Raw genomic sequence first — 22613 nt, forward strand, 5'->3', positions numbered from 1 at the left:
GCAGCGGGGTTCATTCGCGGACAAGGTCCGCTCCTACGAGAGCAAAAGCCCCTCACCTGTTGGGGCGCAGACACAGATCCTCCCGCCGCGCCGCTCAGTCGTCCTTGCCCAGGCTCGCCGCCGTCTGCCCGAACAGGACTTTCCTGCCTTCCTCGGTCACCGCCGGGCGCGACTGGAAGGGTTGGCCCTTCTCGTACGCGCGCACGGTGGCGGGGCGGGCGGCGATGGTTTCGAACCAGCGCTTGAGGTGCGGGAAGTCGTCGAGGTTCTGCTGCTGGCGCTCCCACGGCACCACCCACGGATAGCTGGCCATGTCGGCGATGCTGTACTGCTCGCCGCCGAGGAAGGGCACCTTCTTCAGGCGCCGGTCCAGCACGCCGTACAGGCGGTTGGTCTCGTTGACGTAGCGCTGCATGGCGTAGGGCAGCTTTTCCGGGGCGTATTGCACGAAGTGGTGGTTCTGCCCGGCCATCGGGCCGAGGCCGCCGACCTGCCAGAACAGCCATTCCAGCACCGTCTTGCGCCCGCGCACGTCGGCCGGCAGGAACTTCCCGGTCTTTTCCGCGAGGTAGACGAGGATGGCGCCGGACTCGAACACCGAAATCGGCTCGCCGCCGTCGGCGGGCGCGGTGTCGATGATCGCCGGCATGCGGTTGTTCGGCGAGAAGGCGAGGAACTCCGGCTTGAACTGGTCGCCGGCGCTGATATCGACCGGGTGGATGCGGTAGGCGAGGCCGGTCTCTTCGAGGAACAGGGTGATCTTGTGGCCGTTGGGGGTGGGCCAGTAGTACAGCTCGATCATGGAACCTCCCGGGTTGAGCCGCCCCGACACGGCATCGGGGCGGAGACCCGCGCCGAAGGCAACGGCGCGGGCGAAGGGCTCAGGATAGGCCTTACTGGCGGTCGATCCAAACGGTCTGCGGATTGAGGAACTCGCGCAGGCCGAAGTGCGACAGCTCGCGGCCGAAGCCGCTCTTCTTCACGCCGCCGATCGGTACGCGCGGATCGGAGGCGGAGAAGCCGTTGATGAACACGCCACCGCTGACCAGGCGGCGGGCCATCTGCTGCGCGCGAGGCTTGTCGGCGCTCCAGATCGCGCCGGAGAGGCCGAACTCGCTGTCGTTGGCCAGTTCCAGAGCGTGCTCGGCGTCGCGGGCGACGATCAGCGAGGCCACCGGGCCGAAGATTTCCTTCCTGAACGCGGTGTTGCCCGGCTTCACGTCGGCCAGCACGGTCGGCGCGTAGTAGTTGCCTTCGCCGTCCAGTTTGTGGCCGCCCAGCAGCAGGCTGGCGCCATCGGCGATGGCCTGTTGCACCTGGGCGTCCAGTTCGTCGCGCAGGTCGAAGCGGGCCATCGGGCCGACGAAGGTGTCGTCCGCCAGCGGGTCGCCGATCTTCAGGGCTTTCACCGCGGCCAGCAGCTTCTCGGTGAAGGCCGGGGCGATGGAGGCTTCGAGGATCATGCGCTTGGCGGCGATGCACACCTGGCCGCAGTTGCCGAAGCGGCTGGCTACGGCGGCCTTCACGGCGGCGTCGAGGTCGGCGTCGGCGAGCACGATGAAGGCGTCGGAGCCGCCCAGTTCCAGCACGCACTTCTTCAGCGCGGCGCCGGCCTGGGAGGCGATGGCGGCGCCCGCGCCGACGCTGCCGGTCACGGCGATGGAGGCGATGCGCTCGTCGGCGATGGCCCTGGAGACCAGCGGCGGCTCGACGTTCAGCACCTCGAACACGCCTTCCGGCAGGCCGGCGTCCAGCCAGGCCTTCTGCAGCTGGTAGGCGCAGCCCATGACGTTCGGCGCGTGCTTGAGCACGTAGGTGTTGCCGCCGAGGATGATGCTCACCGCGCCGCGCATGACCTGCCAGGTGGGGAAGTTCCACGGCATCACCGCCAGCACCGGGCCCAGCGGCAGGTAGGAGATGTAGGCGCCGTCGATCGGGGTCTTCTCGTCTTCGAGCATCGCCGGGCCGTTGTCGGCGTACCACTCGCAGAGGTTGGCGCACTTGTTGATCTCGCCACGGGCCTGGGTGACCGGCATGCCCATTTCCCGGGCTTCCATGCGGGCCATCGGCTCGACGTTGGCGCGCAGCACCCCGGCCATCCGGCGCAGCACGGCGACGCGCTCGGCGACGCTGGTGTCGCGCCACTGGCGGAAGGCGGCGTCGGTGCGCGCCAGCGAGGTTTCCAGCTGGGCGGCGTCGGCGAAGGGGTAGCGGGCCAGTTCCTGGCCGGTGGCGGGGCTGCGGGAGATGGCAGCGGGGAGGGCGGCGATCTGGTTCATGCTGAGTCCTGCTCGTTCTGGGAGGGCCGCAAGGCCGGTCGTTCGTCCGGGCACGCTGGCTCCGGGATGGAGCAGAAATTAAGATGCGGATACATTCATGTAAAATGAATAATCAAGAAAGACTCTTTCTCTCGGAGAGAATAATGGACCTCACCCAGCTGGAAATCGTCCGCGCCGTCGCCAACGAGGGCAGCATCACCGCCGCCGCGGCCCGTCTGCACCGCGTGCCGTCGAACCTGACCACGCGGATCAAGCAGCTGGAAGCCGAGCTGGGCACCGAGCTGTTCATCCGCGAGAAGCTGCGCCTGCGCCTGTCGCCGACCGGGCGCAGCTTCCTCGATTACGTCGAGCGCATCCTTGATCTGGTGGAGGAGGCCAGGCAGGTGGCGGTGGGCGCCGAGCCCAACGGCGGCTTCTCCCTGGGCTCGATGGAAAGCACCGCGGCGGTGCGCATCCCGGAGATGCTGGCGCGCTACCACCAGCAGTGCCCGAAGGTGCAGCTGGACCTGTCCACCGGCCCCTCCGGCGAGATGATCGACGGCGTGCTTTCCGGCCGCTTCATCGCCGCCTTCGCCGACGGCCCGGCCAACCACCCGCAGCTGGACGGCAAGCCGGTGTACCGCGAGGAACTGGTGCTGATGAGCGCCAGGTCCCATGCGCCGGTGCGCGACGCGCGGGACGTGGCCGGGGAGACGGTGTTCGCCTTCCGCGACACCTGCTCCTACCGCAAGCGCCTGGAAGGCTGGTTCGCCGAGCACCGCGTGGTGCCGGGCAAGATCGTCGAGATGGAGTCCTACCACGGCATGCTCGCCTGCATCGCGGCGGGCGGCGGGGTGGCGATCATCCCCCGGTCGATGTTCGACAGCCTCGCCGGCGGGCGCAACGTGACCATCCACCGCCTGGCGCCGCACCACGCCGACGCCACCACCTGGCTGTTCTGGCGGCGCGGCACCGACACCCCGGCGCTGCGCGCCTTCATCGGGCTGCTGGAGCCGGAACCGACCGCCGCCGAGGTCGCCTGAACTCAGCCCGCCGCGCGCCCGTCCTCGACCCACAGCTGACGCAGGCCATCGCCTTCGCGCAGCAGGAAGAGCGCGCCCAGGCCCTGCGCGCGCGCCACCTCCGGGCCGCGTTCGGGGCCGAGCACCATCAGCGCGGTGGCCCAGGCGTCGGCGAGCATGCAGGTCGGCGCCAGCACCGAGACCGAGGCCACGCCGTTGTCCAGCGGCGCGCCGCGCAGCGGGTCCATGGTGTGGGCGTAGCGTTTGCCGTCCCGCTCGTGGAAGTGCCGGTAGTCGCCCGAGGTGGCCAGCGCGCCGTCGCCCATCTGCAGCACGCCGAGGGCCGCGCGGACGCCCGCCTGGGGCCGCTCGATGGCCACCGTCCAGGGCTGGCCGCCGGGCTTGGAGCCGCGCGCGCGGAACTCGCCGTCGATGCTCACCAGATAATCGTGGATGCCGCGATCCTCCAGGCAGCGGGCCAACTGGTCGACGCCGAAGCCCTTGGCGATGCCGGACAGGTCCAGCTGCACCGGATGGCGCTTGCGCACGCGGCCGCCGGCGAAGTCGAACTCCAGCGCCGCCGCGGCGCTGGACCTCGGCTGGCTCCGCAGCGCCGCGCGCCGGGCCTCGTCGGCGGGTTCGCCGGGCGGGCCGAAGCCCCAGGCGCCGATCAGGTCGCCCACCGCGATGTCGAAGGCGCCGGCGGACCCGGCGCCGACCTGGATGGCGGTGTGCAGCACCCAGAGCAGCTCGGCCGGCAGGGTCGTCCAGACGCCCGCCTGCAGGGCGTTGAAGCGCATCAGTTCGGAGTCGGGCCGCCAGTTCGACATCTGCCGGTCGACGCGGGTGACGGCGCTGTCCAGCTGTTGCGCCAGCGCTTCCCGGTCCAGCGTGGCAGGGCTGTAGAACAGCGCGCGGTAGCGCGTCCCCATGGTGGCGCCGTTGAAGTCGTGGCGCCCGGCGCCTGCGGGTTCAGAAAAGGTCTTCACGGTAGCGGCCTCCGGCCCTGAGATGCTCCACGCTCAGCGCCAGCGGGCCGAGCAGTTCGTCGATCGCGTTGCGCACGCCCTCGGCCATGCCGCGTCCGCCGCAGACCAGCACCTGGGCGCCGGCGGCAAGCAGCCGGCGCAGCTCCGGCGCGTCGCGGCGCAGCTGGTCCTGCACGTAGGCCCGCTGCGGGCCGGCGGAAAACGCCGTGTTCAGCTCGCGCAGGCGGCCGTCGGCGCGGGCGCGGTCGAGGTCGCAGGCGAAGGGCACGCCGGCTTCCGGCACCCGGCCGCCCCAGTAGAGGTAGAGCGGGCGCTCGCAACGGTTCTGGCGAACGAAGCCGACCAGCGGGCCGATGCCGCTGCCCGCGCCGATCAGGATCAGCGGCGCCTCGCCCGGCTGCGGGCGGAACTCGCGGTGCGGCTGCAGCGTGGCGGCGATCTCGTCGCCAGGGCGCAGGCCGTGCAGGTAGCCGGAGCAGAGGCCGCCCGGGCGCAGGCGCACGCAGATGTCCAGCAGGCCGTCGCGGCTGTCGCTGGCCAGCGAATAGTGGCGCGGTGCGCTGGCACCGGGTGCGTGGACCGCCAGCAGGTCGCCCGCCTGGTAGGCCGCGGGTTCGCCGAGCGGGGCGAAGCGCAGCACCACCAGGGGCGTGTCGCCGGGTGCGTCGTGCAGGTGCCGTTCCACCAGCCTGAAGCGGGATTCGGGGCGAGCTGCGCCAACCTCGCCGATGTGCAGGGGCAGGCCCAGCGCGGCGCCGAGCTCGCCCACCCAGGCGGAGAAGTCCTGCGGCTGCGTGGCTTCCATGTCCCGGCGCGGCAGCAGGCGCGGCAGGCCCCGGCCGGCGAGCGCGGCATCCACCTCCACGGCGTACTGGCAGAAGCGCGGGAAGCGCCGGTCGCCGAAGCCGAGCACGGCGAAGCGCGCGTCGGCCGGCAGGCGCAGGCGGTCGAGGTTGTCGAGGAAGCCCGCGGCCGACTGCGGCGCGCCGCCATCGCCGTAGGTGGCGGTCAGCACCAGCAGTTCGCGCGCCGCCGGGAAGTCCCGTGCCCCTTGCTTCAGCGGGGCGCTGTGCACGCGCCGGCCGCTGGCCGTCAGCGCGGACTGCAGCGCCTGGGCGAAGGCCCAGGTGCCGTTGCTCTCGCTGCCGACCAGCAGCACGCATTCGGCGCCCTCGGCAGTTGCCTGTGCGGCATGCTTGGGAGCGCGGCGACGGCGCAGGAACAGCAGCAGGCCGGTGATGCCCAGCACGGGCACGCCCAGGGCCGCCAGGCCAAGCACGGGGCTGGCGGCGCCGAGCAGCTCGCCGCTGTGCAGGCGGTAGAAGAATTCGTTCAGGCGCCGCGCCGGAGCGTGGCGCAGGTAGCCGAGCAACTCGCCGCTGACCGGGTCGACATAGCCGTCGCCCCCGGCGGTGCGCAGCGTGTAGGCGGATTGCGGGTCCCCGGCGACCGGGAATTCCAGCTCGCGCAGCTGCCGGAGCGGCACATCGCGCAAGGCCTTGAGCTCAGCGGGGGCCTGCGGCGTGCCCTGGGCCAGGTGCTCAGGGAAGGCCGGCTCCTGGTCCGAACCATCGGGGATCAGCTCGAAGTGCACCGCCGACAGGTAGATGCCGCTCAGGCCGAACAGCAGGGCCACGGGCAGCAGGGCGCGGCCGACCTGGTTGTGCCAGCGCGAAGCCGCGCCGCCGCGCACCGGGCCGGCCAGCTTGCGCCAGCCGCCCTGGCGGCGGGCCAGCAGCGCCAGCCCGGAGACGCCCAGCAGGAGCATGCCCAGGGCGCCGGCGCCGGCCAGCGCGTGCCCCGGCTCGCCCAGCAGCAGCGCACGGTGCAGGTCGCGGGCGACGCGGTACAGCGGGGAGGGTTCATAGGCGCCCAGCACCGTGCCGTCCCGCGCGGAGATGCGCTGCGCGCCCTGTTCGCCGTAAGCGATCAGCAGACCGGAGGGGCGCCGCTCCAGGCGCTCGATACCGGGCACCTGCCGGCTCGCCTGCGCGGCGACCTGCGCCACGCTGCGCGATGGCTCCCCGCCGGCGACCACGCGCTCGGCCAGGGGCTGGGTGGCGAGCAGGGCGCCGCTGCCGGCCAGCAGGAGCAGCAGGGCGGTCAGCAGGATGCCGGGCCAGGCGTGCAGTCGGCGAAGCATGGCGGCCTCCGTCCTCAAAGCTGGTAGCGGAAGGCCGCGACGTAGCCGCTGCCGGCGGTGTCCTTGCCGGCGCCGTCGAGGGTCAGCGGCACCTGCACTTCGGCGCGGTTGGAGCGTTTGTCTTCCACCGCGCTGTCGATGCGGATCTGGTAGCCGGCGTCGATCAGGCTGTCGGCCACGTCCACCGAGACCTCCAGGGTGTCGCCGCTGCCGACGCTGGCACCGCTCAGGCCGTCGAACTCGGCGGCGCGCAGGCCGCTGCCGCGGGCCCAGTCGCCCAGGTGCTTGTAGTACTTGGCCTTGCGCCCGGCGACCCACAGCGTGCGCTGGTACTGGCCGTTGGCGTCGGTCAGGTAGATGGCCAGGTAGGCCTTGTCGCCACGGTATTCGTCGAGGGTGGTGCTCAGGGTGAGTTCGCGGGCTTCGGCCAGCGCCGGGCCGGCGAGGGCGCCGGCAACGGCGAGGGTGGCTACGGCGGTCTTCATGATGGAGTCTCCTGCGGGGGGAGGCTTCACTCTGGGCGCAGGCGCTTAAATCAAGCTGAAGCTTCCCGGGAGGCGCTTCAGACTGCGTTCAGACAACCCTGCTAGCGGTTATCGGACTACCGGACGAATCACCTGCCGGGGCCCGCGGCGGCCTGGGGACGGGGCGTTCCGGGCGCTGTTTCAGCGGGGCTACGTATCAGGGCCGAGACAGCCGCGAAATATCCGCCAAAGCCCCCTTGCAGAGCCTCCGCGCTGCGCTAACGTGTGCTTCTCTGTCCGTCGTGCGAGGGCGGCAAACGCTCTTCGCGGCAGGGTGTTTTCCTCCCGCTGGCCTTTTGCCCGGAGCATACGATGGACACTCGCAGCAAGAGCCGCCGCGCCAATTCACTCCAGATCGCCGCCATGGGCGCGGGGCTGGTCGGTCTCGGGCTGCTGCTCGCCTGCCTGCTGGTCGGCCTGTGGCCGCCGCTCTATCCGAAGTTCCCGCCGCCGGGCGCGGTCGGCGATCCCGGCGTGCAGTGCCTGGCCGGCTGGTGTCCGGGGCCGGACGCGCGGCTGCTGGCGATGGTCATGGTCGCCGGCGGGCTGGGCAGCTTCGTGCATGTCGCGAAATCCTTCGGCGATTTCGTCGGCAACGAGCGCTTCATGACCAGCTGGATCTGGTGGTACGTGCTCAATCCCTTCATCGGCATGATCCTCGCGGTGATCCTGTATCTGTTCATCCGCGGCGTCCTGCTCACCGCCAGTGCCTCCGGCGAGGCGAGCAGCGTCAATCTCCACAGCCTGATCGGCCTGGCCTGCCTGGCCGGCATGTTCGCCAAGCAGGCCACCGACAGGCTCGGCGGATTCTTCGACAGCCTGTTCCGCACCCGCGATGCGACGGGCGACGCCAAGCGCAAGGACGGCCTGGACAATCCCGTCGCCTGCATCATCGAGGCGCAACCGCCGAGCGCCGGTTCGCGCGCCACCTACATCTCCCTGCGCGGCGTGGGCTTCGCCCGCGGTGCGTGGGTGCAGGTGAACGGGGAGGGGCGCGAGACCACGCTGGCCGACAGCACCCGGCTGGCCTTCCAGCTGCTGCCCGAGGATGTCGCGCAGGCTGGCAGCCTGACCGTGGAGGTGGTCAACCCGCCACCCGGCGGCGGGCCTTCGGCACCGCTGATGCTGGCCGTCGACGAACCGGAGGCGTCCACCGAGGCGGCTCCGGTGGCGGCGCTGAAGGCGGCTATCGAGGAGGAGATGGCAGAGTACGACCACCGCTAGGGCGTAGCGCCGTTCTACACCCCGTAGGCGCGAGCTTGCTCGCGAACCCGCTTGACGCCGGCCCTGCCGGCGGATCGCGGACGGAGTCCGCTCCTACGGGGGGAGCACTGCTTTCGTAGGAGCGAAGCTTCTCCGCGATGCCTTTGCTCTGCGTGGAGCGTGCCCTTCGTAGGGAGTAAGGCGCAGCGTTGTCCGCCGTGATGGGTATCGCTTCGCTCCACGCCATCCTACGGATCTGCCGAAGGCGGTCGCTCCCGCAGATTCGTTACGCCGCGCTCCGGCGCTCAACCTTTGCGCGCAATGCCCTTGCCCGGCAGATGCTCCCGTCCATGTGGCGCGCTGAAGTCCTGCTGCGGGCCGAGCGGCACGACGCCGGTCGGGTTGATGGTGCGGTGGCTGGCGTAGTAGTGGTGCTTGATGTGCTGGAAGTCCACGGTGCCGGCGACGCCTTCCCACTGGTACAGCTCGCGCAGCCAGCCGGACAGGTTGGGGTAATCCGCCAGGCGACGCAGGTTGCACTTGAAGTGGCCGTGGTAGACCGCGTCGAAGCGGATCAGCGTGGTGAACAGGCGGATATCGGCCTCGGTGAGGTATTCGCCGGCCAGGTAGCGCTGTTTGCCCAGGCGCTCGTCCAGCCAGTCCAGCTCGGCGAACAGGGTCTTGAAGGCCTCTTCGTAGGCATCCTGGGTGGTGGCGAAGCCGGCGCGGTACACGCCGTTGTTCACCGCCGGGTAGATGCGTTCGTTCAGCTCGTCGATCTGCGCCCGCAGCGGTTCCGGATAGAGGTCCAGCGTGTTGCCGGTGATCCCGTCGAACGCCGAGTTGAACATGCGGATGATTTCCGCCGATTCGTTGCTGACGATGCGCTGCTCGTGCTTGTCCCACAGCACCGGCACGGTGACGCGGCCGGTGTAGTGCGGGTCGTCCCTGGTGTAGCGCTGGTGGAGGAAGTCCAGGCCGTCGAGCTTGTCGCCGGTCGAGCCCAGCGCCTGGTCGAAGGTCCAGCCGTTCTCCAGCATCAGCCAGCTGACCACGGAGACGTCGATCAGCGACTCCAGGCCCTTGAGCTGACGGTAGATCAGCGTGCGGTGGGCCCAGGGGCAGGCCAGGGACACGTAGAGGTGATAGCGGCCGGCTTCGGCGCGGAAGCCGCCCTCGCCGGTCGGGCCGGGCTGGCCGTCGGCGGTAACCCAGTTGCGGCGCTGTGCGTTCTCGCGCTGGAAGCGGCCGTCCTTGCTGGTGTCATACCACTGATCATGCCAGCGGCCATCGATCAACTGTCCCATCGTGCGTGCTCCAGTAAGCGGGGGAGATGGGGCCAGTCTAGCGAGTCTGAGTCGATTGTTTAGCGCAAAAACAGGATTCCAAGTATCGACTAAATCGATGTATCGCGCGCAGCCCAGCGCCTATCGGCCTCCGCGAAGGCGGCGTCTCGCTGCAGGCCCGTTGCGCGCAGGGCCAGCGCCATCGTGGCGCGTATCGCCAGTTCGCCGTAGGCGTCCCGGCTTTCGCCGCGCCAGACGGCAAGCAGATGGGCGGGGTCGAGCGTCTCCGGCTTGACGTGACGCTGCGGCGAAAGTACCGGCCATTCCTCATCCCAGGCTTCGCCATCACGGCAACCGTAAAGATGCGAGGTGGCGTCGGGATTCACTTCGATCTCGCCGCCTTCGCCCTTGATGACGATGGCGTAGTCGCCGAGCAGGCGGCTGCCTTCGCGGTGCACCGCCTGGTAACCGGGGTGGAAGATGCTCTGCAGCACGCAGGTCGCGCCCAGCGGGTTGAGCAGGCGCACGGCGGAGTGCATCGGCGAGCGCAGGCCGAGGCTGTTGCGCAGGTCGATCATGTGCTGCAGGCGCGGCATCCAGTCCACCAGCGGGGCGAAGGCGATGCCGTGGTCGTCCAGCGCGACGCCCACCGAATCCCAGTCGCGGCACAGCGGCAGGCCGAGCTGCTCCAGCACCTGTTCGGTGTAGAGCCGGCCGGCGGTATGCGCGCCGCCGCCGTGCAGGAGGATGCGCGTACCGCTGCCGGCCAGGCATTTGGCGGCCAGCAGGAACCAGGGCAGGTGGCGCTTCTTGCCGGCGTAGCTGGGCCAGTCCAGGTCCACGGCGATCTTCGGCGCGTGCAGGCGCTCGCGCACGGCTTCGGCGAAGCCGGCCAGTTCCTCGGCGCTTTCCTCCTTGTGCCGCAGCAGCATCAGGAAGGCGCCCAGTTGGGCCTCTTCGACCTTGTCGTCGAGGATCATGCCCAGCGCTTCACGGGCTTCCTCGCGGGTCAGGCCGCGCGCGCCGCGCTTGCCCTTGCCGAGGATGCGGACGAACTGGGCGAAGGGGTGTTCGGCAGGCGTGTGCAGGACGAGGGCGGGGGCGGTCATAGGCAATTGGTCGGCTTCGGCAGGCCGGCGAGCTTGGCGGCAAGCTTGGCCGGGGTGCCCTTGAACAGGAGGTTGAGGTGCAGGCTGCTGCCCTTTTCCGGGCCGAGGCGCTGGGCGACGTACTTGATCAGCGGCCGGTTGGCCGGCGACAGCTGGAATTCGCCGTAGAACTCGCGCAGCAGGAGGAGGATTTCCCAATGCTCGGGCGTCAGGTGGATGCCTTCGTTGTGCGCCAGGGCCTCGGCGGCGGCGTCGCTCCAGTCGTCCAGCTGCGCCAGGTAGCCGTCCTTGTCCAGGGGCAGGGCTTGCCCGTTGACCAGTAGGGTGCTCATAGCCAGGCGTTCACCTTGTCGAAGCGGGTGCAGAGCTCGACGAAGCCGGGGTAGTCGACCGCGATGACGCGGGCGGGAACATCGTCCATGCCGCGTGCCTGCAAATCCTCCAGCAGGGCGAAGAGTGCGTTGGCGGCGGGCATCAGTTCCAGCGCCTGGCAGGGGGCGGTGCCGTCGCGCAGGGCGTAGACGGCGTCGCCGGTCAGCAGCAGGCCGTCGTCCGGACCGAGCAGGTGCAGGCAGCTGGCGAGCCGGCCGTCGTTAAAGGGGGAGTGCGAGAGCAGGTGGAGAGTGGCCATCAGATCGTGATCACCTGGTCGTGGGTTTGCAGCAGGCCGCGCAAGGTGGCGTCGTCCAGTGCCTGCACCGGCAGCGTCAGGCTGGCGGCGTCCAGGCCGCGCTCGCCGAGGCTGCGCTGGCTGGCGTAGAGCGCTTCCACGCCGAACAACGGCAGGGCTTGCAGGTTGGCTTGCAGGTCCTTCTGTTCGAGGTTGCCCGGGCGTTGGCCGGGCGCGAGCTGGAACACGCCGTCGTCGAGGAACAGCATCGAGATCGGCAGATCGAAGGCGCCGCCGGCCAGGGCGATGTCCAGCGCCTCGCGCGCGGCGGGACCGGCCCAGGGCGCCTGGCGGCTGATGATCAGCAGGGACTTGGCCATCAATCGCCTCCGAAGCAGACCAGGCGGTCCGCCTGTTGCGCCGCTTCATGCAGCTGGCCGAGGCCGGAAAGGTCCCAGGGCGCCTGCAGGTTGGCGGCGGGGCGGGAGTAGCGGCTGGCTTCTTCGCCATTGAGCACGCCACGGCGCAGCGCGGCGGCGATGCAGACCACGCCGTCCAGCCGGTTGTCGGCGACGAAGCGGGTCCAGGCGGCGGCGACGTCCAGCTCGTCCTGGCCGGCCACGGGGTTGGCCGAGGCGCTGTGCACGCCGTCCTGGTAGAAGAACAGCCGGGTGATTTCATGGCCGCCGGCCAGCGCAGCCTCGGCGAAGCGCAGGGCGCGCCGGGCTGCCGGCGAATGCGGCGCGGAGAAGAGGGCGATGACGAACTTCATGGCTGGGCCTTGGCGGCGGTATATCGCGCAAATGATACGGCACCCTGGTCCTTTTGCTCCTCCAGAAATGAAAAAAGCCCGTCGAAACGGGCTTTTCCCAGGGGGGCGTGACGATCAGTCGTCGCTGCCCATGATGCCGAAGATCTGCAGCAGGCTGATGAACATGTTGTAGATCGACACGTACAGGCTGATGGTGGCCATGATGTAGTTGCGTTCGCCGCCGTGGATGATCGCGCTGGTCTGGAACAGGATCATCGCCGAGGAGAACAGCACGAAGCCGGCACTGATCGCCAGTTGCAGGCCGCTGATCTGGAAGAACAGCGAAACCAGCACGGCGCCCAGCAGCACGAAGAAGCCCGCGGTGATGAAGCCGGACAGGAAGCTCATGTCCTTGCGGGTGGTCAGCACGTACGCGGACAGGCCGAAGAACACCAGGGCGGTCATGAAGAAGGCCGACGAGATCACACTCGCGCCATTGGCCATGCCCAGGTACAGGTTGAGGATCGGGCCGAGGGTGTAGCCCATGAAGCCGGTGAGGGCGAAGGTGCTGAGCAGGCCCCAGGCGCTGTTGCGCAGCTTCACGGTGAGGAAGAACAGGCCGTAGAAGCCCAGCAGCACCACGAAGATGCTCGGGTAGGGCAGACGCATCTGCTGCGAGGCGAAGGCCACCAGGCCACTGAAGGCCAGGGTCAGCGCGAGCAGCCCGTAGGTGTTGCGCAGGACGCTGCTGACCTCTTTCTGCTCCACGGCTGTGGAGTCGAGATATTGCCGTTCTTGCATGTCGAGACACTCCTGTTTAAGCGGGATACGGGTCCATGACCGTAGTTCCATTCATCATATCAGAGCGGGAAAAGGCTCCAATGACGAGAGTTTGACAGTGTGTTGCGATTCGGTAGTATGTGCGCCCTCCCGTATACGGAAGTGTGGCCGAGTGGTTTAAGGCAACGGTCTTGAAAACCGTCGAGTGTCAAAGCTCCGTGAGTTCGAATCTCACCGCTTCCGCCATATTCAAGGCCCTGATTTTTCAGGGCCTTTTCATTTCTTGGCAGCGGTTATCCGGATTCTTTTGCGTGCTGATTTCGGCAAAAGTCCCAGAATAAATGGGTATGAGTCCCAGAAATTAGCCTATTTCGCCGGCTTCGCGATCGCGCCGCGCCGCTGGTAAACCTTCCTCGTGATCTCCTCCTCGGTATGCCCGAGGAGCCGACTGGCGTCCTTCAGGTCGTTGATCTCGGTGGCGGCCTTCGGGCGAATGTCCCGGAACTGGAATTGGCGGATCAGCAGGCCAAGCTCTGGGTCGCCTGACTCGATGGCAGCAGCCTGGGCGGAATCGCGAGCATCGTCCCAGCGGTGGCGCAACATTTCCTTGCTCACCCGGCGGCCACGCGGGCTGATGATCAGGAACGGGCTGCGGAAGTGCTCGTTCCGGGCCGCCATCTGCTTCAGCAGCGCTCCAAGACTGTTCTCGATGCCGTCCTGACGCATAACGACCCGCACCTTGTGCGCGGTTTTTCCCTGCTTCACAAGCAGCCAGTCTCCATCGATGTCGGTCTTGCGCATTGATAGGACATCGGCCGGGCGCTGACCGGTCAGATACGCTAGGTCCATCGCGTCCTTCAGTTCCGGAACCGCGTGCCTGTATACGGCATCCCAGACCACGTCCTTGGCGTAGTAGTCGCGCGGCGTCTCTTTGTTCTTGCGCACGCCGCGGCAGGGGTTCTCCTTCGTCGTCAGGCCCCACTCCCGCGCGGTATTGAATACGTGGGAGAGGGTGGCGATCTCGCGGTTGGCCCGGACCTTACCCTGCCTGGCGTCTCGGTACTGAGCAATCATCGCCGGCGTCAGCGCGTCGATCGGTGCATCGTCGAAAACTTTCCGCAGAAATTTGATCTCCTTCAGGTTGTCGCTTTGGGTGCGCGAGGCCTTCTTCGGTATCACCTGGGCGATGTAGCGGTCGAAGATCGAGCGCATGATCCGCAGATCCATCGGCTTGTCCTGGGCCTCGAACTCCGCCCACTTGATGCGGGCCATGTCGAGGTCGCTGCCCAGATGCACGTCCTTGCCGTCGGCGTTCCGGTAGTAGTAGGCCACCCAGACCTTGCCGTTCTTGCGGGTGCGCCGCCGGACATAGAGGTTCGGTGGCAGCTTGCGGTTTTCCTTGTTGCGCGGTCGCATTTCAGTTCATCCGGGAGAAGTCAGGCGTCCATGCTGGGGTTGGAAGCTGCGGCGGCTGCTGGGTTGTGCCGAAGTGGACCAAGCCCAGCTTCATGCGCGCGTATTGGCGGCCGACGAGCGGACGCTTACCGCGGCTCTCCACGAAGTGCCAGTGGTGATCCGTGAGCCGTCCCCGCCATCGGTGTTGGCCATCCCGCCAAGGTAAATGCCTGCTCGCTGAGTGGCTTCCCCCGTGTCTGCTCCAGCCTCTCGGCCAGAAACTCTTCCGAGGCTGACGCGCTCACCCAATCCCTGGCCGCTGGCGTCGCCCAGCCAGCCAGGGCTGCGATCTGGTTCAGCGGCCGGCCGGTGTCCCATGGTCTTGCGTCCTTGGCGCCGCGGTTTCCCTTGCCGAGTGCCTTGTATTTCTCCGGCGTCAGGCCCTGGGAGTGGCAGAACGCAACGAACCGCGGGTTCCAGCCCATGGCTTTCTCCAGGTAAAGCGCCGCCGCGCCGCAGGTGCGGCTGGCGGGTGGGATGGGTAGGCGCGGCAAGTTGCAGAGCCGCCGCTGAGCAAAGTCGATTGCGCCAGTGTCTTATTTGTATCGAAGGCTGCTCGCTCAACGAGCCAGCGTCAGGTGATTTGAAGCCGGAGGAGCGAAATATGAAATCGCAACTTTTGGGATTGAGGGTCGCCGCCGCCATGTTCTGCCTCATGGCGCTGGCGCAGTTGGGTCGATTGATGATTCACCCGGAAGTGCTTGTGGCGGGATATCGGATGCCGTTGTGGCCGAGTGCACTGGCGTTTCTTGTCCTGGGCGGCCTGTCGATTTGGTTGTGGCTGCTTTCTCGAATAGAGACGAGATGAGTCTCATCGCATTGCCCAACCTAGCCACATCGTTCTTCTGGTGCGGCTGGCGTCGTTTCAGGACGGTGTCAGGGTCAATGCGCTCGGAGCGCGGCGGCAGCGGCTTCACCTCGGTGAGCCCGGCGACCGGAACCGGCTGGATGCCGGAGGCCGCGACCAGGGCGGCCAGGGCGGCCAGGCGCGCAGCATCCTCCGCCCGGCGTGAGGGGGTGATCTTGCATTCCATGGGGACGGCTCGTGGTGCTGGGCGCCGTTGCGGCGCCCTGGTGGTAGATCAGCGCGCGCGGAGCGCCTGGACGAGGTACGGGTCGACGTCGGGCTGGCGCAGGAGCCACGATTTGTAGTCGCCCGGCACCTGGTTGATCGGCATGCCCTTGTGCTTGCCGTAGGGCATGACGGTCGGGATACGCGCCTTCTCGCTCAGCGCGTGGACTTCTTCCCAGGTGTCAGCCGGGTGCCCGGCATCCATGGCCACCTGCAGCAGGAAGCGGAGCACGATGGCGCAGTTGCGGACGTCGTCGAGAGCGGCGTGGGCGTTGCGCAGCAGCTCGCGAGCCTGAGCTTCCCGGCCGTTGCGACGCGCGATCAGGTACATCATGGCCGACTGGGTGTGGCTGTCCTTGTCCGGGAACAGGAAGCGGCTCAGCGCCAAGGTGCAGATTCGCTTGATGTCAGGGTTACCCAAGGCGCTGACGTCGGGCGCGACAGCGGCAGGCCGCTTTGGCAAAGGTGATTTCATCTATGACGCAGCCAAGAATGAGTACTGCTGCCCTGCTGGGCAAAGCCTGATTTGGCGTTTCTCAAGCGTCGAGAAAGGGCTGAAGCTGCACCGTTACTGGAGTTCGCATTGCCAAGGCTGTGCATTGAAAGAGCGCTGCACTCCAAGCTCAGAGCGTCGGGTGAGTCGCTGGGAACACGAGGCGGTGCTCGAGGATATGCAGTCCCGCTTGGATCAGGCACCGGAGATGATGCGCATCCGCCGTCAGACGGTGGAGCATCCATTTGGCACACTGAAGGCCTGGATGGGGCCACCCATTTCCTCACCCGAACGCTCGACCGGGTAAGCACGGAAATGAGCCTGCATGTGCTCGCCTACAACTTCAAACGGGTGCTCAGCCTGCTGGGCAATAGTGCACTGATGGCCGCGATGAGGGCCTGAAACCCTCTTCGCGCCCCGATGAACTCGTCGCGCAGCATCACGAAAGCCGCAGTTTCCCGAATCAGTTGAATGACTCGGGGCGACACGTCAGAAGCCCACAGGGCCTCTGAGCGCCGCTATAACAATCCAATAACCAGCAATCCATCACACGCTGCGTTTTTACACAGCCTGGGCCATCAGCGATCACACTCTTTTCACTCGCCTCGTCATGGCTGGATAGCTCGACAAGCGCGGTGCACTGCCTTGCGTTCTGGTGGACAAGAAAACTCGCCAATAAGAGTGAATCGATGAATTGACGGCTTCGATGCAAAGCTTGTTTATCCCATTGTGAGGAAATACAGAGACAGTTTGAACGTCCGCCGTTGGCCATTGCCGTGCTCCGGCCTGTTCTGGAAATGCACTGGCAGGACGAATGAAAAAGCCGCCTTGTGGGCGGCTTTGTCGCATGGAGCCTTCGCGGGGATCCGTTCGACGTACGCACGGTATCAGGAAGCACGGGCCCGGGATTGAACGTATGTGCCGTGCAATTCAGGTCACCCTCCCTTGAGATAGTGGCGGATGCGGATGTCCACGCCCTGGGTCTGGAACTGCCGCGCGGCCGCTTCGATCCTCAGTTCGCCGCGCGTGACCCGCTGGTGGTGGCGCAGGTGCTGCAGCCAGGATTCATCGATGAAGAACTCCAGCCAATGGCGCGGGTTTTCGCTGTCCTGTACCAGCTCCCAGGAGATCGCCCCGTTGCGCCTGCGCATGCCGCGGACGTCCTGCATCGCCTTCTGGAAGGCCGCGGCCTTTTCCGGGTCGATGTCGTACTCCAGGGTGACCAGCACCGGGCCGCGCTCCTGGTCCGTCCCTTCGGCAAGGATCGGCGCCGGCCAGTGCAGCGACGGCGCCAGGTCTTCCGCCTCGGTGACCGGCAGGCGGAAGCTCAGGCAGGCGGGCAGGCCCAGCACCAGCACCGCGCTGGCGCCCAGCAGCGCGAGGGGGATCGAGGCGTGGCTGGCGACGAAGCCCCACAGGACGCCGCCGGCGGCCATGCTGCCGAAGAACACCAGGATGTACACGGCCAGCGCCCGTGCGCGGACCCAGGCCGGGACCGAGGTCTGGGCCGCCACTTGCAGGCTGGACAGCACGGCGATCCAGGCGGCGCCGCTGAGCAGCATCACCGGAACCAGCAGGTACAGGTTGCGCAGCAGCGCCAGGGCGACCAGCACCAGCGCATAGACGGCGCTGGACACCAGCACCAGGCGGTCGCCGCCCAGCCGCTCGCGCAGTGCCGGCAGGAATGCCGCGCCGAGTACCGCGCCGACGCCGACGCTGCCGAGCAGCAGGCCGAAGTCCATGGCGCTGCCCTGCAGTTCGCCGCGCACGATCAGGGGCAGCAGCGACATGCCGGCGCTGGCGCCGAGGAAGAACGCCAGCGCGCGTACCAGCACCGCCTGCAACGGCCGGGAGCTGCGGCTGTAGCGCCAACCGGCGCGCAGCGCGCCGAGCAGTCGTTCGGCGGGCAGCACCGCAGGCGTCGTTTCGCGCTTCCAGGCCAGCAGCACGCCGATCACCGCGAAGAACGACAGCGCGTTCAGGGCGAAGGTCAGCCAGGGCCCGACGAGGCTGACCAGCACGCCGGCGATGGCCGGGCCGACGGCGCGCGCCAGGTTGACGCCGACGCTGGACAGCGCCACCGCCGCCGGCAACTCGCCCTTGTCCACCAGCTCCGGAGTGGTTGCGCTCCAGGCCGGCATCATCAGCGCCGTGCCGATGCCCATGCACAGGGTCAGTCCGAGCAGCAGCCAGACCGTCGTCAGCCCGAGCAGGGTGAGTATCGCCAGCAGCATGGCGACCGCCGCCATCCACAGTTGCACGCCAAGCAGGTAGCGGCGCTTGTCGACGATGTCGGCGAGGGCGCCGGCCGGCAGCGCCAGGAAGAACATCGGCAGGGAGCCGGCGACCTGCACCAGCGCCACGTTCAGCGGACTGGCCGACAGCGAGGTCATCAGCCAGCCGGCACCCACTTCGTGCATCCAGGTGCCGATGTTCGAGGTGATGCTGGCCAGCCATAGCCAGCGGAAGGTGGCCTGGCGTAGCGGACTCCAGGGAGATGAGCGAGCGGTGGAGGATGGGGGCATGGTCTGCGCCACCTTTTCAGAGGGGATTCGAGGATCAGGTATAGGCGATCGATAGCCGGGCATCGTTGCCGCGGTGCCCGACCGAGTCGCTTTTACCACCGGCAGGTCCGGATTCAGTGTTCCCGGAATAGAACTCTGAGGGTCACTTTGCGGGCCTACCGGGGTCATCGTTGCGGAACTACTGTTACCGCCGTTGGCTGCAGGAGGTCTGCAATGAAGAAAATCCTTGGTGTCTATACCAGCCCCAGGCCCCATTGGGTGGGTGACGGATTCCCGGTTCGTACGCTGTTTTCTTACGACAGCCTGGGCAAGCACGTCAGCCCCTTCCTGCTGCTCGACTATGCCGGACCGCAGGATTTTCCGCCGACCTCCGCTCGCCGGGGCGTGGGGCAGCATCCCCACCGCGGTTTCGAGACGGTCACCGTCGTTTATCAGGGCGAACTGGAGCATCGCGACTCCACCGGCGCCGGCGGACGCATTGGCCCCGGCGACGTGCAATGGATGACCGCCGCGTCGGGCATCCTGCATGAGGAGTTCCATTCCGAAGCCTTCGGCCGCACTGGCGGAACCCTGGAGATGGTGCAGCTGTGGGTCAACCTGCCCGCCCGGGACAAGATGTCGGCCCCGCGCTATCAGACGATTCTCGACAAGTCCATTCCCGCCATCCCGCTGGCCAATGGTGCCGGCACGCTGCGCCTGATCGCCGGGCAGTTCGACGGCCAGCGGGGCGCCGCTGAAACCTTCACGCCGATCGATGTCTGGGATGTGCGGCTCACGCGTGACAAGCCGGTCAGCCTGCCGGTTGTCCCCGGGCGCACCGTGGCCTTGGTGGTGCTGCACGGCACGCTGCAGGTGAATGGCACCGAGGTCGTGCGGGAGGCCCAGACCGTGCTGTTCGACCGGGAGGGCGACGAGGTGCTGCTGGAGGCGAACGCTGATGCGCAGGTGCTGCTGCTGGCCGGCGAGCCCATCGATGAGCCGATCGTCGGCTATGGCCCCTTCGTGATGAACAGCGAAAGCGAAATACGCCAGGCGGTTCAGGACTTTGAAAGCGGGCGGTTCGGCCGGCTGGACGACTGACGGTCAGGGTGCCGCCCCGGTGCCTATCTAACCTGATAGATGCCTGCGCGGAATGTGGGCCGGCGGCCGATTGCCGACCGCGGGCCGAACCCGCGCCCGGCGGGTAGTGACCGGGCACGAAATAGCGGATTCGCAACGCTGAATCCACCCTTGCCCGGCGATGGCGCCGGGTTTTCAACCTGAAAGCGAGGAAACGCCATGAGCAAGCCCTACGTCCGTCTCGACAAGTCCCAGGCCGCCGTACTGCTGGTCGACCACCAGACCGGTCTGCTCTCGCTGGTGCGGGATATCGAACCGGACAAGTTCAAGAACAACGTCCTGGCCCTGGCCGACCTGGCCAAGTACTTCAAGCTGCCGACCATCCTCACCACCAGCTTCGAAAACGGTCCCAACGGCCCGCTGGTTCCGGAGCTCAAGGAAATGTTCCCGGACGCCCCGTACATCGCCCGTCCGGGCAACATCAACGCCTGGGACAACGAGGACTTCGTCAAGGCAGTCAAGGCCACCGGCAAGAAGCAACTGATCATCGCCGGCGTGGTGACCGAGGTCTGCGTGGCCTTCCCGGCGCTGTCGGCGCTGGCCGAGGACTTCGACGTGTTCGTCGTCGCCGACGCTTCCGGCACCTTCAACGAAGTCACCCGCGATGCCGCCTGGCGCCGCATGGAAGCCGCCGGCGCGCAGTTGATGACCTGGTTCGGCGTGGCCTGCGAGCTGCACCGCGACTGGCGCAACGACATCGAGGGCCTGGCCGCGCTGTTCTCCGCGCACATCCCGGACTACCGCAACCTGATCACCAGCTACAGCCTGATGACCGCAGCGAAGTGATCCAGCCGCGAGGGGCCATGCCACGGCGCATGGCTCCTCGCGTCTCCAGGCGCATGCCCCCGTGGCCAAGGTCGTGAGTATCCCGGTGGCTGGGGAGATCTGATGATGAGTACACACGAAACCCACTGCGAATTGTCATCGTCCGCCGATTGCCCGGTGAATGACGGTGTGCGCGCCATTCAGCGCATCACCTCGCGCACCGCCGAGGTCGGCGGCGGCATCCCGGTCAGCCGGCTGCTGCCCTCGCGGCAGCGGCGCATGATCGGGGCCTGGTGCTTCCTGGACCATGCCGGCCCTGCGGTCTTCTCCTCCGGGAGCGGGCTGCGCGTCGGTCCGCATCCGCATATCGGCCTGCAGACCTTCACCTGGATGATCGCGGGTGACGTGCTCCATCGCGACAGCCTGGGCAATGTCCAGGTGATCCGTCCCGGCCAGGTGAACCTGATGACCGCCGGTTCCGGGATCACGCACACCGAGGAGTCGCTGCCGGGCGAGGCGCAGCTGCATGCGGTCCAGTTGTGGATCGCCTTGCCGGCCTCGGCCGCTGACCTCCCGCCGACGTTCGACCACCATGCAAGCCTGCCCCAGTGGCAGTCGGACGGCTTCGATCTGACGCTGCTGGCCGGGAGCTTCGAGGGATACACCGCGCCTGCCCGCATCTTCTCGCCGCTGGTGGGGCTCGACCTGGCCGCGAAGTATGCCGCGAGCACCCGGCTCGGCCTGGAACGGGGCCACGAGTACGGCCTCCTGCCGCTCACCGGCGAATGGCGGATCAATGACGAGGTGTTTGGCGCAAACGAGCTCGCCTACCTCGGTCGCGGCCTGACGTCGCTCGACCTGGCGGCATCCGCCGGCGCCCGTGCCGTGCTGCTCGGCGGCGAGCCCTTCGCCGAGGAGATCTTCATCTGGTGGAACTTCGTCGGGCACAGCAAGGCGGAGATCGCCCAGGCGCAGCGCGAGTGGGAGGAGGGCGGCGCCCGGTTCGGCGACGTGGCGGGGTTCGACGGACCGCGCCTGATCGCGCCCGCGCTTCCCTGGCGAGCATGAGGATTTCGGTGATGAAACCCCGCGTCGTCGAGCGGCAGCTCCTGCTTTGCCCGTTGTCGGTCGGCTTGCTCCTGGCATCGCCCGCCCAGGCCGACAACGCCCTGGGGCAGAAGGACAACATCTTCACCGGCATCAACGACCGCCAGGCGGTCGAGCTGACCATCCCGCCCGGACTGGTGGAAGGTTCGCGGCTGGATGGCCTGGTCAGGAATTACTACTTCCAGCGCGACAATCATTCCGAGCTGGTCACCCGGGATCCGACCGAGTGGGCGCAAGGCTTCCTGCTCTCGTTCCGCTCCGGCTTCACCGATACGCCGATCGGGGTCGGGGTCGACGCCCACGGCTTCCTCGGACTCAAGCTGGATGGCGGCGGTGGCAGCGGCGGCGCCGGCCTGCTGCCGCTGGATTCATCCCGCACGCCCGAGGATGAATTCTCCAGCGCGGGCGCTGCGCTCAAGCTCAGGTACCTCGACACCCTGGTGAAGGCGGGCGACCAGCTGGTGGAGAACCCGCTGGCGGCCAGCGGCACGAGCCGCCTGTTTCCGCAGGCCTATCGTGGCGTCACGCTGAAGAATCATGGCCTGCAGGACCTGTGGCTGGACGCGGGCTTCCTGGAGTCCACGCGCCTGCGCAACCAGAGCGGGCACAGTCACCTGGTCACCGCCTACGGCGCGCGCAACAAGGCCGGCGTGGCGGCGGACCGCGAAAGCCCCCATGTGGGCTGGGCGGGCGCGATCTACAGCGGCCCCTGGGGCATGCAGCTTTCGGCCTATGGCGGCCAGCTCGAAGACATCTGGAATCAGTACTACCTGGGCATCTCCGATGCCATCCCGGTGAGCGACGCGCTGGTGCTCAAGCCCTACCTGCACTACTTCAAGACGCGCGACCAGGGCCGCAGCCAGCTGGGGACGATCGACAACGACACCTACAGCGCCGGGCTCGCCGCAACCGCCTATGGGCAGACCGTGACCCTCGGGTTGCAGAAGGTCGATGGCCGGACGCCCTTCGATTACCTCACGCAGAACGACCGGATTTTCCTCTACCTGAGCAACTCCCAGCAGTTCGCCGACTTCAACGGGCCGGGGGAGAAGTCCTGGCGGGTGCAGTACGAAACGCCCCTGGCGTTCCTCGGCGCGCCGACACTGCAATTCATCGCCGCCTATACGCGGGGCGAGGCGGACCTCACCCGCGTGGACCCCGGCAGCGCCGGCTACGGCTACATCTACAACCCGGACGGCAAGCACGCCAAACACTGGGAGCGCGACCTCGCCGTCAAATACCAGGTGCCATCCGGGCCGGCCAAGGACCTGTCGCTGACCGCCCGCTGGGCGACCCACCGCGAAGGCGACGGCTATACCGCACCGGGCAACACCCGGGGCAATTCCAGCGCCGATGAGTACCGCCTGATCGTCGATTACCCGCTCAGCCTGTTTTGAGAGTC

At 67.7% G+C, this 22613-nt stretch carries 22 protein-coding genes, 1 tRNA gene and 2 pseudogenes; 9 read left to right on the forward strand and 16 right to left on the reverse strand.

What is annotated here, in order from left to right; all coding sequences use genetic code 11:
* Nucleotides 1-94: 94 nt before the first annotated feature.
* Together AC3B6A_RS11805 and AC3B6A_RS11810 are read right to left on the reverse strand one after the other, a co-directional pair.
* Nucleotides 95-802 carry a glutathione binding-like protein gene (locus AC3B6A_RS11805; RefSeq protein WP_488402938.1) on the reverse strand — a complete coding sequence of 236 codons (708 nt, stop codon included), beginning with the start codon at nucleotides 800-802 and terminating at the stop codon, nucleotides 95-97.
* Between the two features lie 91 nt (nucleotides 803-893).
* Nucleotides 894-2279: an NAD-dependent succinate-semialdehyde dehydrogenase gene (locus AC3B6A_RS11810; protein WP_488402939.1), complete on the reverse strand. Its 1386-nt coding sequence runs from the start codon at nucleotides 2277-2279 to the stop codon at nucleotides 894-896.
* Nucleotides 2280-2422: 143 nt separating this feature from the next.
* Here AC3B6A_RS11810 and ptrR point away from each other — a divergent pair, with 143 nt between their 5' ends.
* Complete coding sequence (ptrR, locus tag AC3B6A_RS11815) at nucleotides 2423-3301, forward strand: putrescine utilization regulator PtrR (protein ID WP_488402940.1); 879 nt, start codon at nucleotides 2423-2425, stop codon at nucleotides 3299-3301.
* Nucleotides 3302-3303: 2 nt separating this feature from the next.
* On the opposite strand, the gene AC3B6A_RS11820 is transcribed toward ptrR, so the two are convergent.
* From AC3B6A_RS11820 to AC3B6A_RS11830, 3 genes are read right to left on the reverse strand one after another with little or no spacing between them, the layout of a single operon-like run.
* On the reverse strand, nucleotides 3304-4269 hold the full coding sequence (locus AC3B6A_RS11820) for an FAD:protein FMN transferase (protein ID WP_488402942.1): 966 nt from the start codon (nucleotides 4267-4269) through the stop codon (nucleotides 3304-3306).
* On the reverse strand, nucleotides 4253-6412 hold the full coding sequence (locus tag AC3B6A_RS11825; protein WP_488402943.1) for a PepSY domain-containing protein: 2160 nt from the start codon (nucleotides 6410-6412) through the stop codon (nucleotides 4253-4255). The genes AC3B6A_RS11820 and AC3B6A_RS11825 overlap by 17 nt, the downstream gene beginning before the upstream one ends.
* Before the next feature lie 14 nt (nucleotides 6413-6426).
* The gene (locus tag AC3B6A_RS11830) at nucleotides 6427-6897 is read right to left on the reverse strand and encodes a DUF2271 domain-containing protein (RefSeq protein WP_488402944.1); all 471 of its coding nucleotides are present in this window, start codon (nucleotides 6895-6897) and stop codon (nucleotides 6427-6429) included.
* A gap of 351 nt (nucleotides 6898-7248) precedes the next feature.
* On the opposite strand from AC3B6A_RS11830, the gene AC3B6A_RS11835 reads away from it, so the two are divergent.
* Nucleotides 7249-8160, forward strand: coding sequence for a choice-of-anchor Z repeating domain-containing protein (locus tag AC3B6A_RS11835; protein ID WP_488402946.1), 912 nt, complete (start codon nucleotides 7249-7251; stop codon nucleotides 8158-8160).
* Nucleotides 8161-8444: 284 nt separating this feature from the next.
* Here AC3B6A_RS11835 and AC3B6A_RS11840 read toward each other — a convergent pair whose 3' ends face one another.
* The 7 genes from AC3B6A_RS11840 to AC3B6A_RS11870 form a co-directional block, all read right to left on the reverse strand.
* A complete protein-coding gene (locus tag AC3B6A_RS11840; protein ID WP_488402947.1) occupies nucleotides 8445-9446 on the reverse strand; it encodes a glutathione S-transferase family protein in 1002 nt (333 codons plus the stop codon).
* Nucleotides 9447-9535: 89 nt separating this feature from the next.
* Entirely contained in the window at nucleotides 9536-10534 is a 999-nt protein-coding gene (locus tag AC3B6A_RS11845; protein WP_488402949.1) for a glycosyl transferase family protein, read from the reverse strand.
* On the reverse strand, nucleotides 10531-10866 hold the full coding sequence (locus AC3B6A_RS11850) for a TusE/DsrC/DsvC family sulfur relay protein (RefSeq protein ID WP_488402951.1): 336 nt from the start codon (nucleotides 10864-10866) through the stop codon (nucleotides 10531-10533). The genes AC3B6A_RS11845 and AC3B6A_RS11850 overlap by 4 nt, the downstream gene beginning before the upstream one ends.
* Nucleotides 10863-11168 carry a sulfurtransferase complex subunit TusB gene (tusB, locus tag AC3B6A_RS11855; protein WP_488403573.1) on the reverse strand — a complete coding sequence of 102 codons (306 nt, stop codon included), beginning with the start codon at nucleotides 11166-11168 and terminating at the stop codon, nucleotides 10863-10865. The genes AC3B6A_RS11850 and tusB overlap by 4 nt, the downstream gene beginning before the upstream one ends.
* On the reverse strand, nucleotides 11165-11524 hold the full coding sequence (tusC, locus tag AC3B6A_RS11860; RefSeq protein WP_488402953.1) for a sulfurtransferase complex subunit TusC: 360 nt from the start codon (nucleotides 11522-11524) through the stop codon (nucleotides 11165-11167). Before tusC ends, tusB begins: the two co-directional genes overlap by 4 nt.
* Nucleotides 11524-11916, reverse strand: a complete 393-nt coding sequence (tusD, locus tag AC3B6A_RS11865; RefSeq protein WP_488402954.1) for a sulfurtransferase complex subunit TusD — start codon at nucleotides 11914-11916, stop codon at nucleotides 11524-11526. Before tusD ends, tusC begins: the two co-directional genes overlap by 1 nt.
* Nucleotides 11917-12030: 114 nt before the next feature.
* Nucleotides 12031-12696 carry a Bax inhibitor-1/YccA family protein gene (locus AC3B6A_RS11870; protein WP_488402956.1) on the reverse strand — a complete coding sequence of 222 codons (666 nt, stop codon included), beginning with the start codon at nucleotides 12694-12696 and terminating at the stop codon, nucleotides 12031-12033.
* Between the two features lie 137 nt (nucleotides 12697-12833).
* Between AC3B6A_RS11870 and AC3B6A_RS11875 the strand changes: the two genes are divergently transcribed.
* Nucleotides 12834-12921, forward strand: a tRNA-Ser gene (locus tag AC3B6A_RS11875).
* Between the two features lie 120 nt (nucleotides 12922-13041).
* Here the strand turns inward: AC3B6A_RS11875 and AC3B6A_RS11880 are convergent.
* Together AC3B6A_RS11880 and AC3B6A_RS11885 are read right to left on the reverse strand one after the other, a co-directional pair.
* Entirely contained in the window at nucleotides 13042-14091 is a 1050-nt protein-coding gene (locus AC3B6A_RS11880) for a phage integrase (RefSeq protein ID WP_488402957.1), read from the reverse strand.
* Nucleotide 14092: 1 nt separating this feature from the next.
* Nucleotides 14093-14287 (reverse strand): annotated as a pseudogene (locus tag AC3B6A_RS11885) (DUF4224 domain-containing protein); the annotation flags it as partial.
* A gap of 447 nt (nucleotides 14288-14734) precedes the next feature.
* Here AC3B6A_RS11885 and AC3B6A_RS11890 point away from each other — a divergent pair.
* Entirely contained in the window at nucleotides 14735-14938 is a 204-nt protein-coding gene (locus AC3B6A_RS11890; RefSeq protein ID WP_488402958.1) for a hypothetical protein, read from the forward strand.
* A 274-nt stretch (nucleotides 14939-15212) separates the two neighbouring features.
* Here the strand turns inward: AC3B6A_RS11890 and AC3B6A_RS11895 are convergent, their stop codons facing one another.
* A complete protein-coding gene (locus AC3B6A_RS11895; protein WP_488402959.1) occupies nucleotides 15213-15536 on the reverse strand; it encodes a putative quorum-sensing-regulated virulence factor in 324 nt (107 codons plus the stop codon).
* A gap of 79 nt (nucleotides 15537-15615) precedes the next feature.
* On the opposite strand from AC3B6A_RS11895, the pseudogene AC3B6A_RS11900 reads away from it, so the two are divergent.
* Nucleotides 15616-16097, forward strand: a pseudogene (locus AC3B6A_RS11900) (transposase); the annotation flags it as partial.
* Between the two features lie 533 nt (nucleotides 16098-16630).
* On the opposite strand, the gene AC3B6A_RS11905 reads toward AC3B6A_RS11900, so the two are convergent.
* Nucleotides 16631-18220, reverse strand: coding sequence for an MFS transporter (locus AC3B6A_RS11905; RefSeq protein WP_488402960.1), 1590 nt, complete (start codon nucleotides 18218-18220; stop codon nucleotides 16631-16633).
* A 213-nt stretch (nucleotides 18221-18433) separates the two neighbouring features.
* On the opposite strand from AC3B6A_RS11905, the gene AC3B6A_RS11910 reads away from it, so the two are divergent.
* The 4 genes from AC3B6A_RS11910 (at nucleotide 18434) to AC3B6A_RS11925 (ending at nucleotide 22608) form a co-directional block, all read left to right on the forward strand.
* A complete protein-coding gene (locus AC3B6A_RS11910; RefSeq protein WP_488402961.1) occupies nucleotides 18434-19300 on the forward strand; it encodes a pirin family protein in 867 nt (288 codons plus the stop codon).
* Between the two features lie 198 nt (nucleotides 19301-19498).
* A complete protein-coding gene (gene ycaC, locus AC3B6A_RS11915; RefSeq protein ID WP_488402962.1) occupies nucleotides 19499-20125 on the forward strand; it encodes an isochorismate family cysteine hydrolase YcaC in 627 nt (208 codons plus the stop codon).
* Between the two features lie 105 nt (nucleotides 20126-20230).
* Nucleotides 20231-21172 (forward strand): pirin family protein, encoded by a 942-nt coding sequence (locus AC3B6A_RS11920; RefSeq protein WP_488403574.1) that lies wholly within the window; start codon nucleotides 20231-20233, stop codon nucleotides 21170-21172.
* Nucleotides 21173-21183: 11 nt separating this feature from the next.
* Nucleotides 21184-22608: an OprD family outer membrane porin gene (locus AC3B6A_RS11925; RefSeq protein WP_488402964.1), complete on the forward strand. Its 1425-nt coding sequence runs from the start codon at nucleotides 21184-21186 to the stop codon at nucleotides 22606-22608.
* Nucleotides 22609-22613 lie beyond the last annotated feature (5 nt).

It is taken from the genome of Pseudomonas sp. B12(2026), from assembly GCF_057767015.1.

Bases quoted from the DNA above. Each gene is read 5' to 3' on its own strand.
- ycaC (WP_488402962.1), top strand. From the start codon at position 19,499: ATGAGCAAGCCCTACGTCCGTCTCGACAAGTCCCAGGCCGCCGTACTG.
- AC3B6A_RS11895 (WP_488402959.1), bottom strand. From the start codon at position 15,536: ATGATGTACCTGATCGCGCGTCGCAACGGCCGGGAAGCTCAGGCTCGC.
- AC3B6A_RS11850 (WP_488402951.1), bottom strand. From the start codon at position 10,866: ATGAGCACCCTACTGGTCAACGGGCAAGCCCTGCCCCTGGACAAGGAC.
- AC3B6A_RS11920 (WP_488403574.1), top strand. From the start codon at position 20,231: ATGAGTACACACGAAACCCACTGCGAATTGTCATCGTCCGCCGATTGC.
- tusD (WP_488402954.1), bottom strand. From the start codon at position 11,916: ATGAAGTTCGTCATCGCCCTCTTCTCCGCGCCGCATTCGCCGGCAGCC.
- AC3B6A_RS11925 (WP_488402964.1), top strand. From the start codon at position 21,184: ATGAAACCCCGCGTCGTCGAGCGGCAGCTCCTGCTTTGCCCGTTGTCG.
- AC3B6A_RS11880 (WP_488402957.1), bottom strand. From the start codon at position 14,091: ATGCGACCGCGCAACAAGGAAAACCGCAAGCTGCCACCGAACCTCTAT.
- AC3B6A_RS11810 (WP_488402939.1), bottom strand. From the start codon at position 2,279: ATGAACCAGATCGCCGCCCTCCCCGCTGCCATCTCCCGCAGCCCCGCC.
- ptrR (WP_488402940.1), top strand. From the start codon at position 2,423: ATGGACCTCACCCAGCTGGAAATCGTCCGCGCCGTCGCCAACGAGGGC.
- AC3B6A_RS11835 (WP_488402946.1), top strand. From the start codon at position 7,249: ATGGACACTCGCAGCAAGAGCCGCCGCGCCAATTCACTCCAGATCGCC.
- AC3B6A_RS11845 (WP_488402949.1), bottom strand. From the start codon at position 10,534: ATGACCGCCCCCGCCCTCGTCCTGCACACGCCTGCCGAACACCCCTTC.
- AC3B6A_RS11870 (WP_488402956.1), bottom strand. From the start codon at position 12,696: ATGCAAGAACGGCAATATCTCGACTCCACAGCCGTGGAGCAGAAAGAG.
- AC3B6A_RS11905 (WP_488402960.1), bottom strand. From the start codon at position 18,220: ATGCCCCCATCCTCCACCGCTCGCTCATCTCCCTGGAGTCCGCTACGC.
- AC3B6A_RS11825 (WP_488402943.1), bottom strand. From the start codon at position 6,412: ATGCTTCGCCGACTGCACGCCTGGCCCGGCATCCTGCTGACCGCCCTG.
- tusC (WP_488402953.1), bottom strand. From the start codon at position 11,524: ATGGCCAAGTCCCTGCTGATCATCAGCCGCCAGGCGCCCTGGGCCGGT.
- AC3B6A_RS11890 (WP_488402958.1), top strand. From the start codon at position 14,735: ATGAAATCGCAACTTTTGGGATTGAGGGTCGCCGCCGCCATGTTCTGC.
- AC3B6A_RS11830 (WP_488402944.1), bottom strand. From the start codon at position 6,897: ATGAAGACCGCCGTAGCCACCCTCGCCGTTGCCGGCGCCCTCGCCGGC.
- AC3B6A_RS11805 (WP_488402938.1), bottom strand. From the start codon at position 802: ATGATCGAGCTGTACTACTGGCCCACCCCCAACGGCCACAAGATCACC.
- AC3B6A_RS11840 (WP_488402947.1), bottom strand. From the start codon at position 9,446: ATGGGACAGTTGATCGATGGCCGCTGGCATGATCAGTGGTATGACACC.
- AC3B6A_RS11910 (WP_488402961.1), top strand. From the start codon at position 18,434: ATGAAGAAAATCCTTGGTGTCTATACCAGCCCCAGGCCCCATTGGGTG.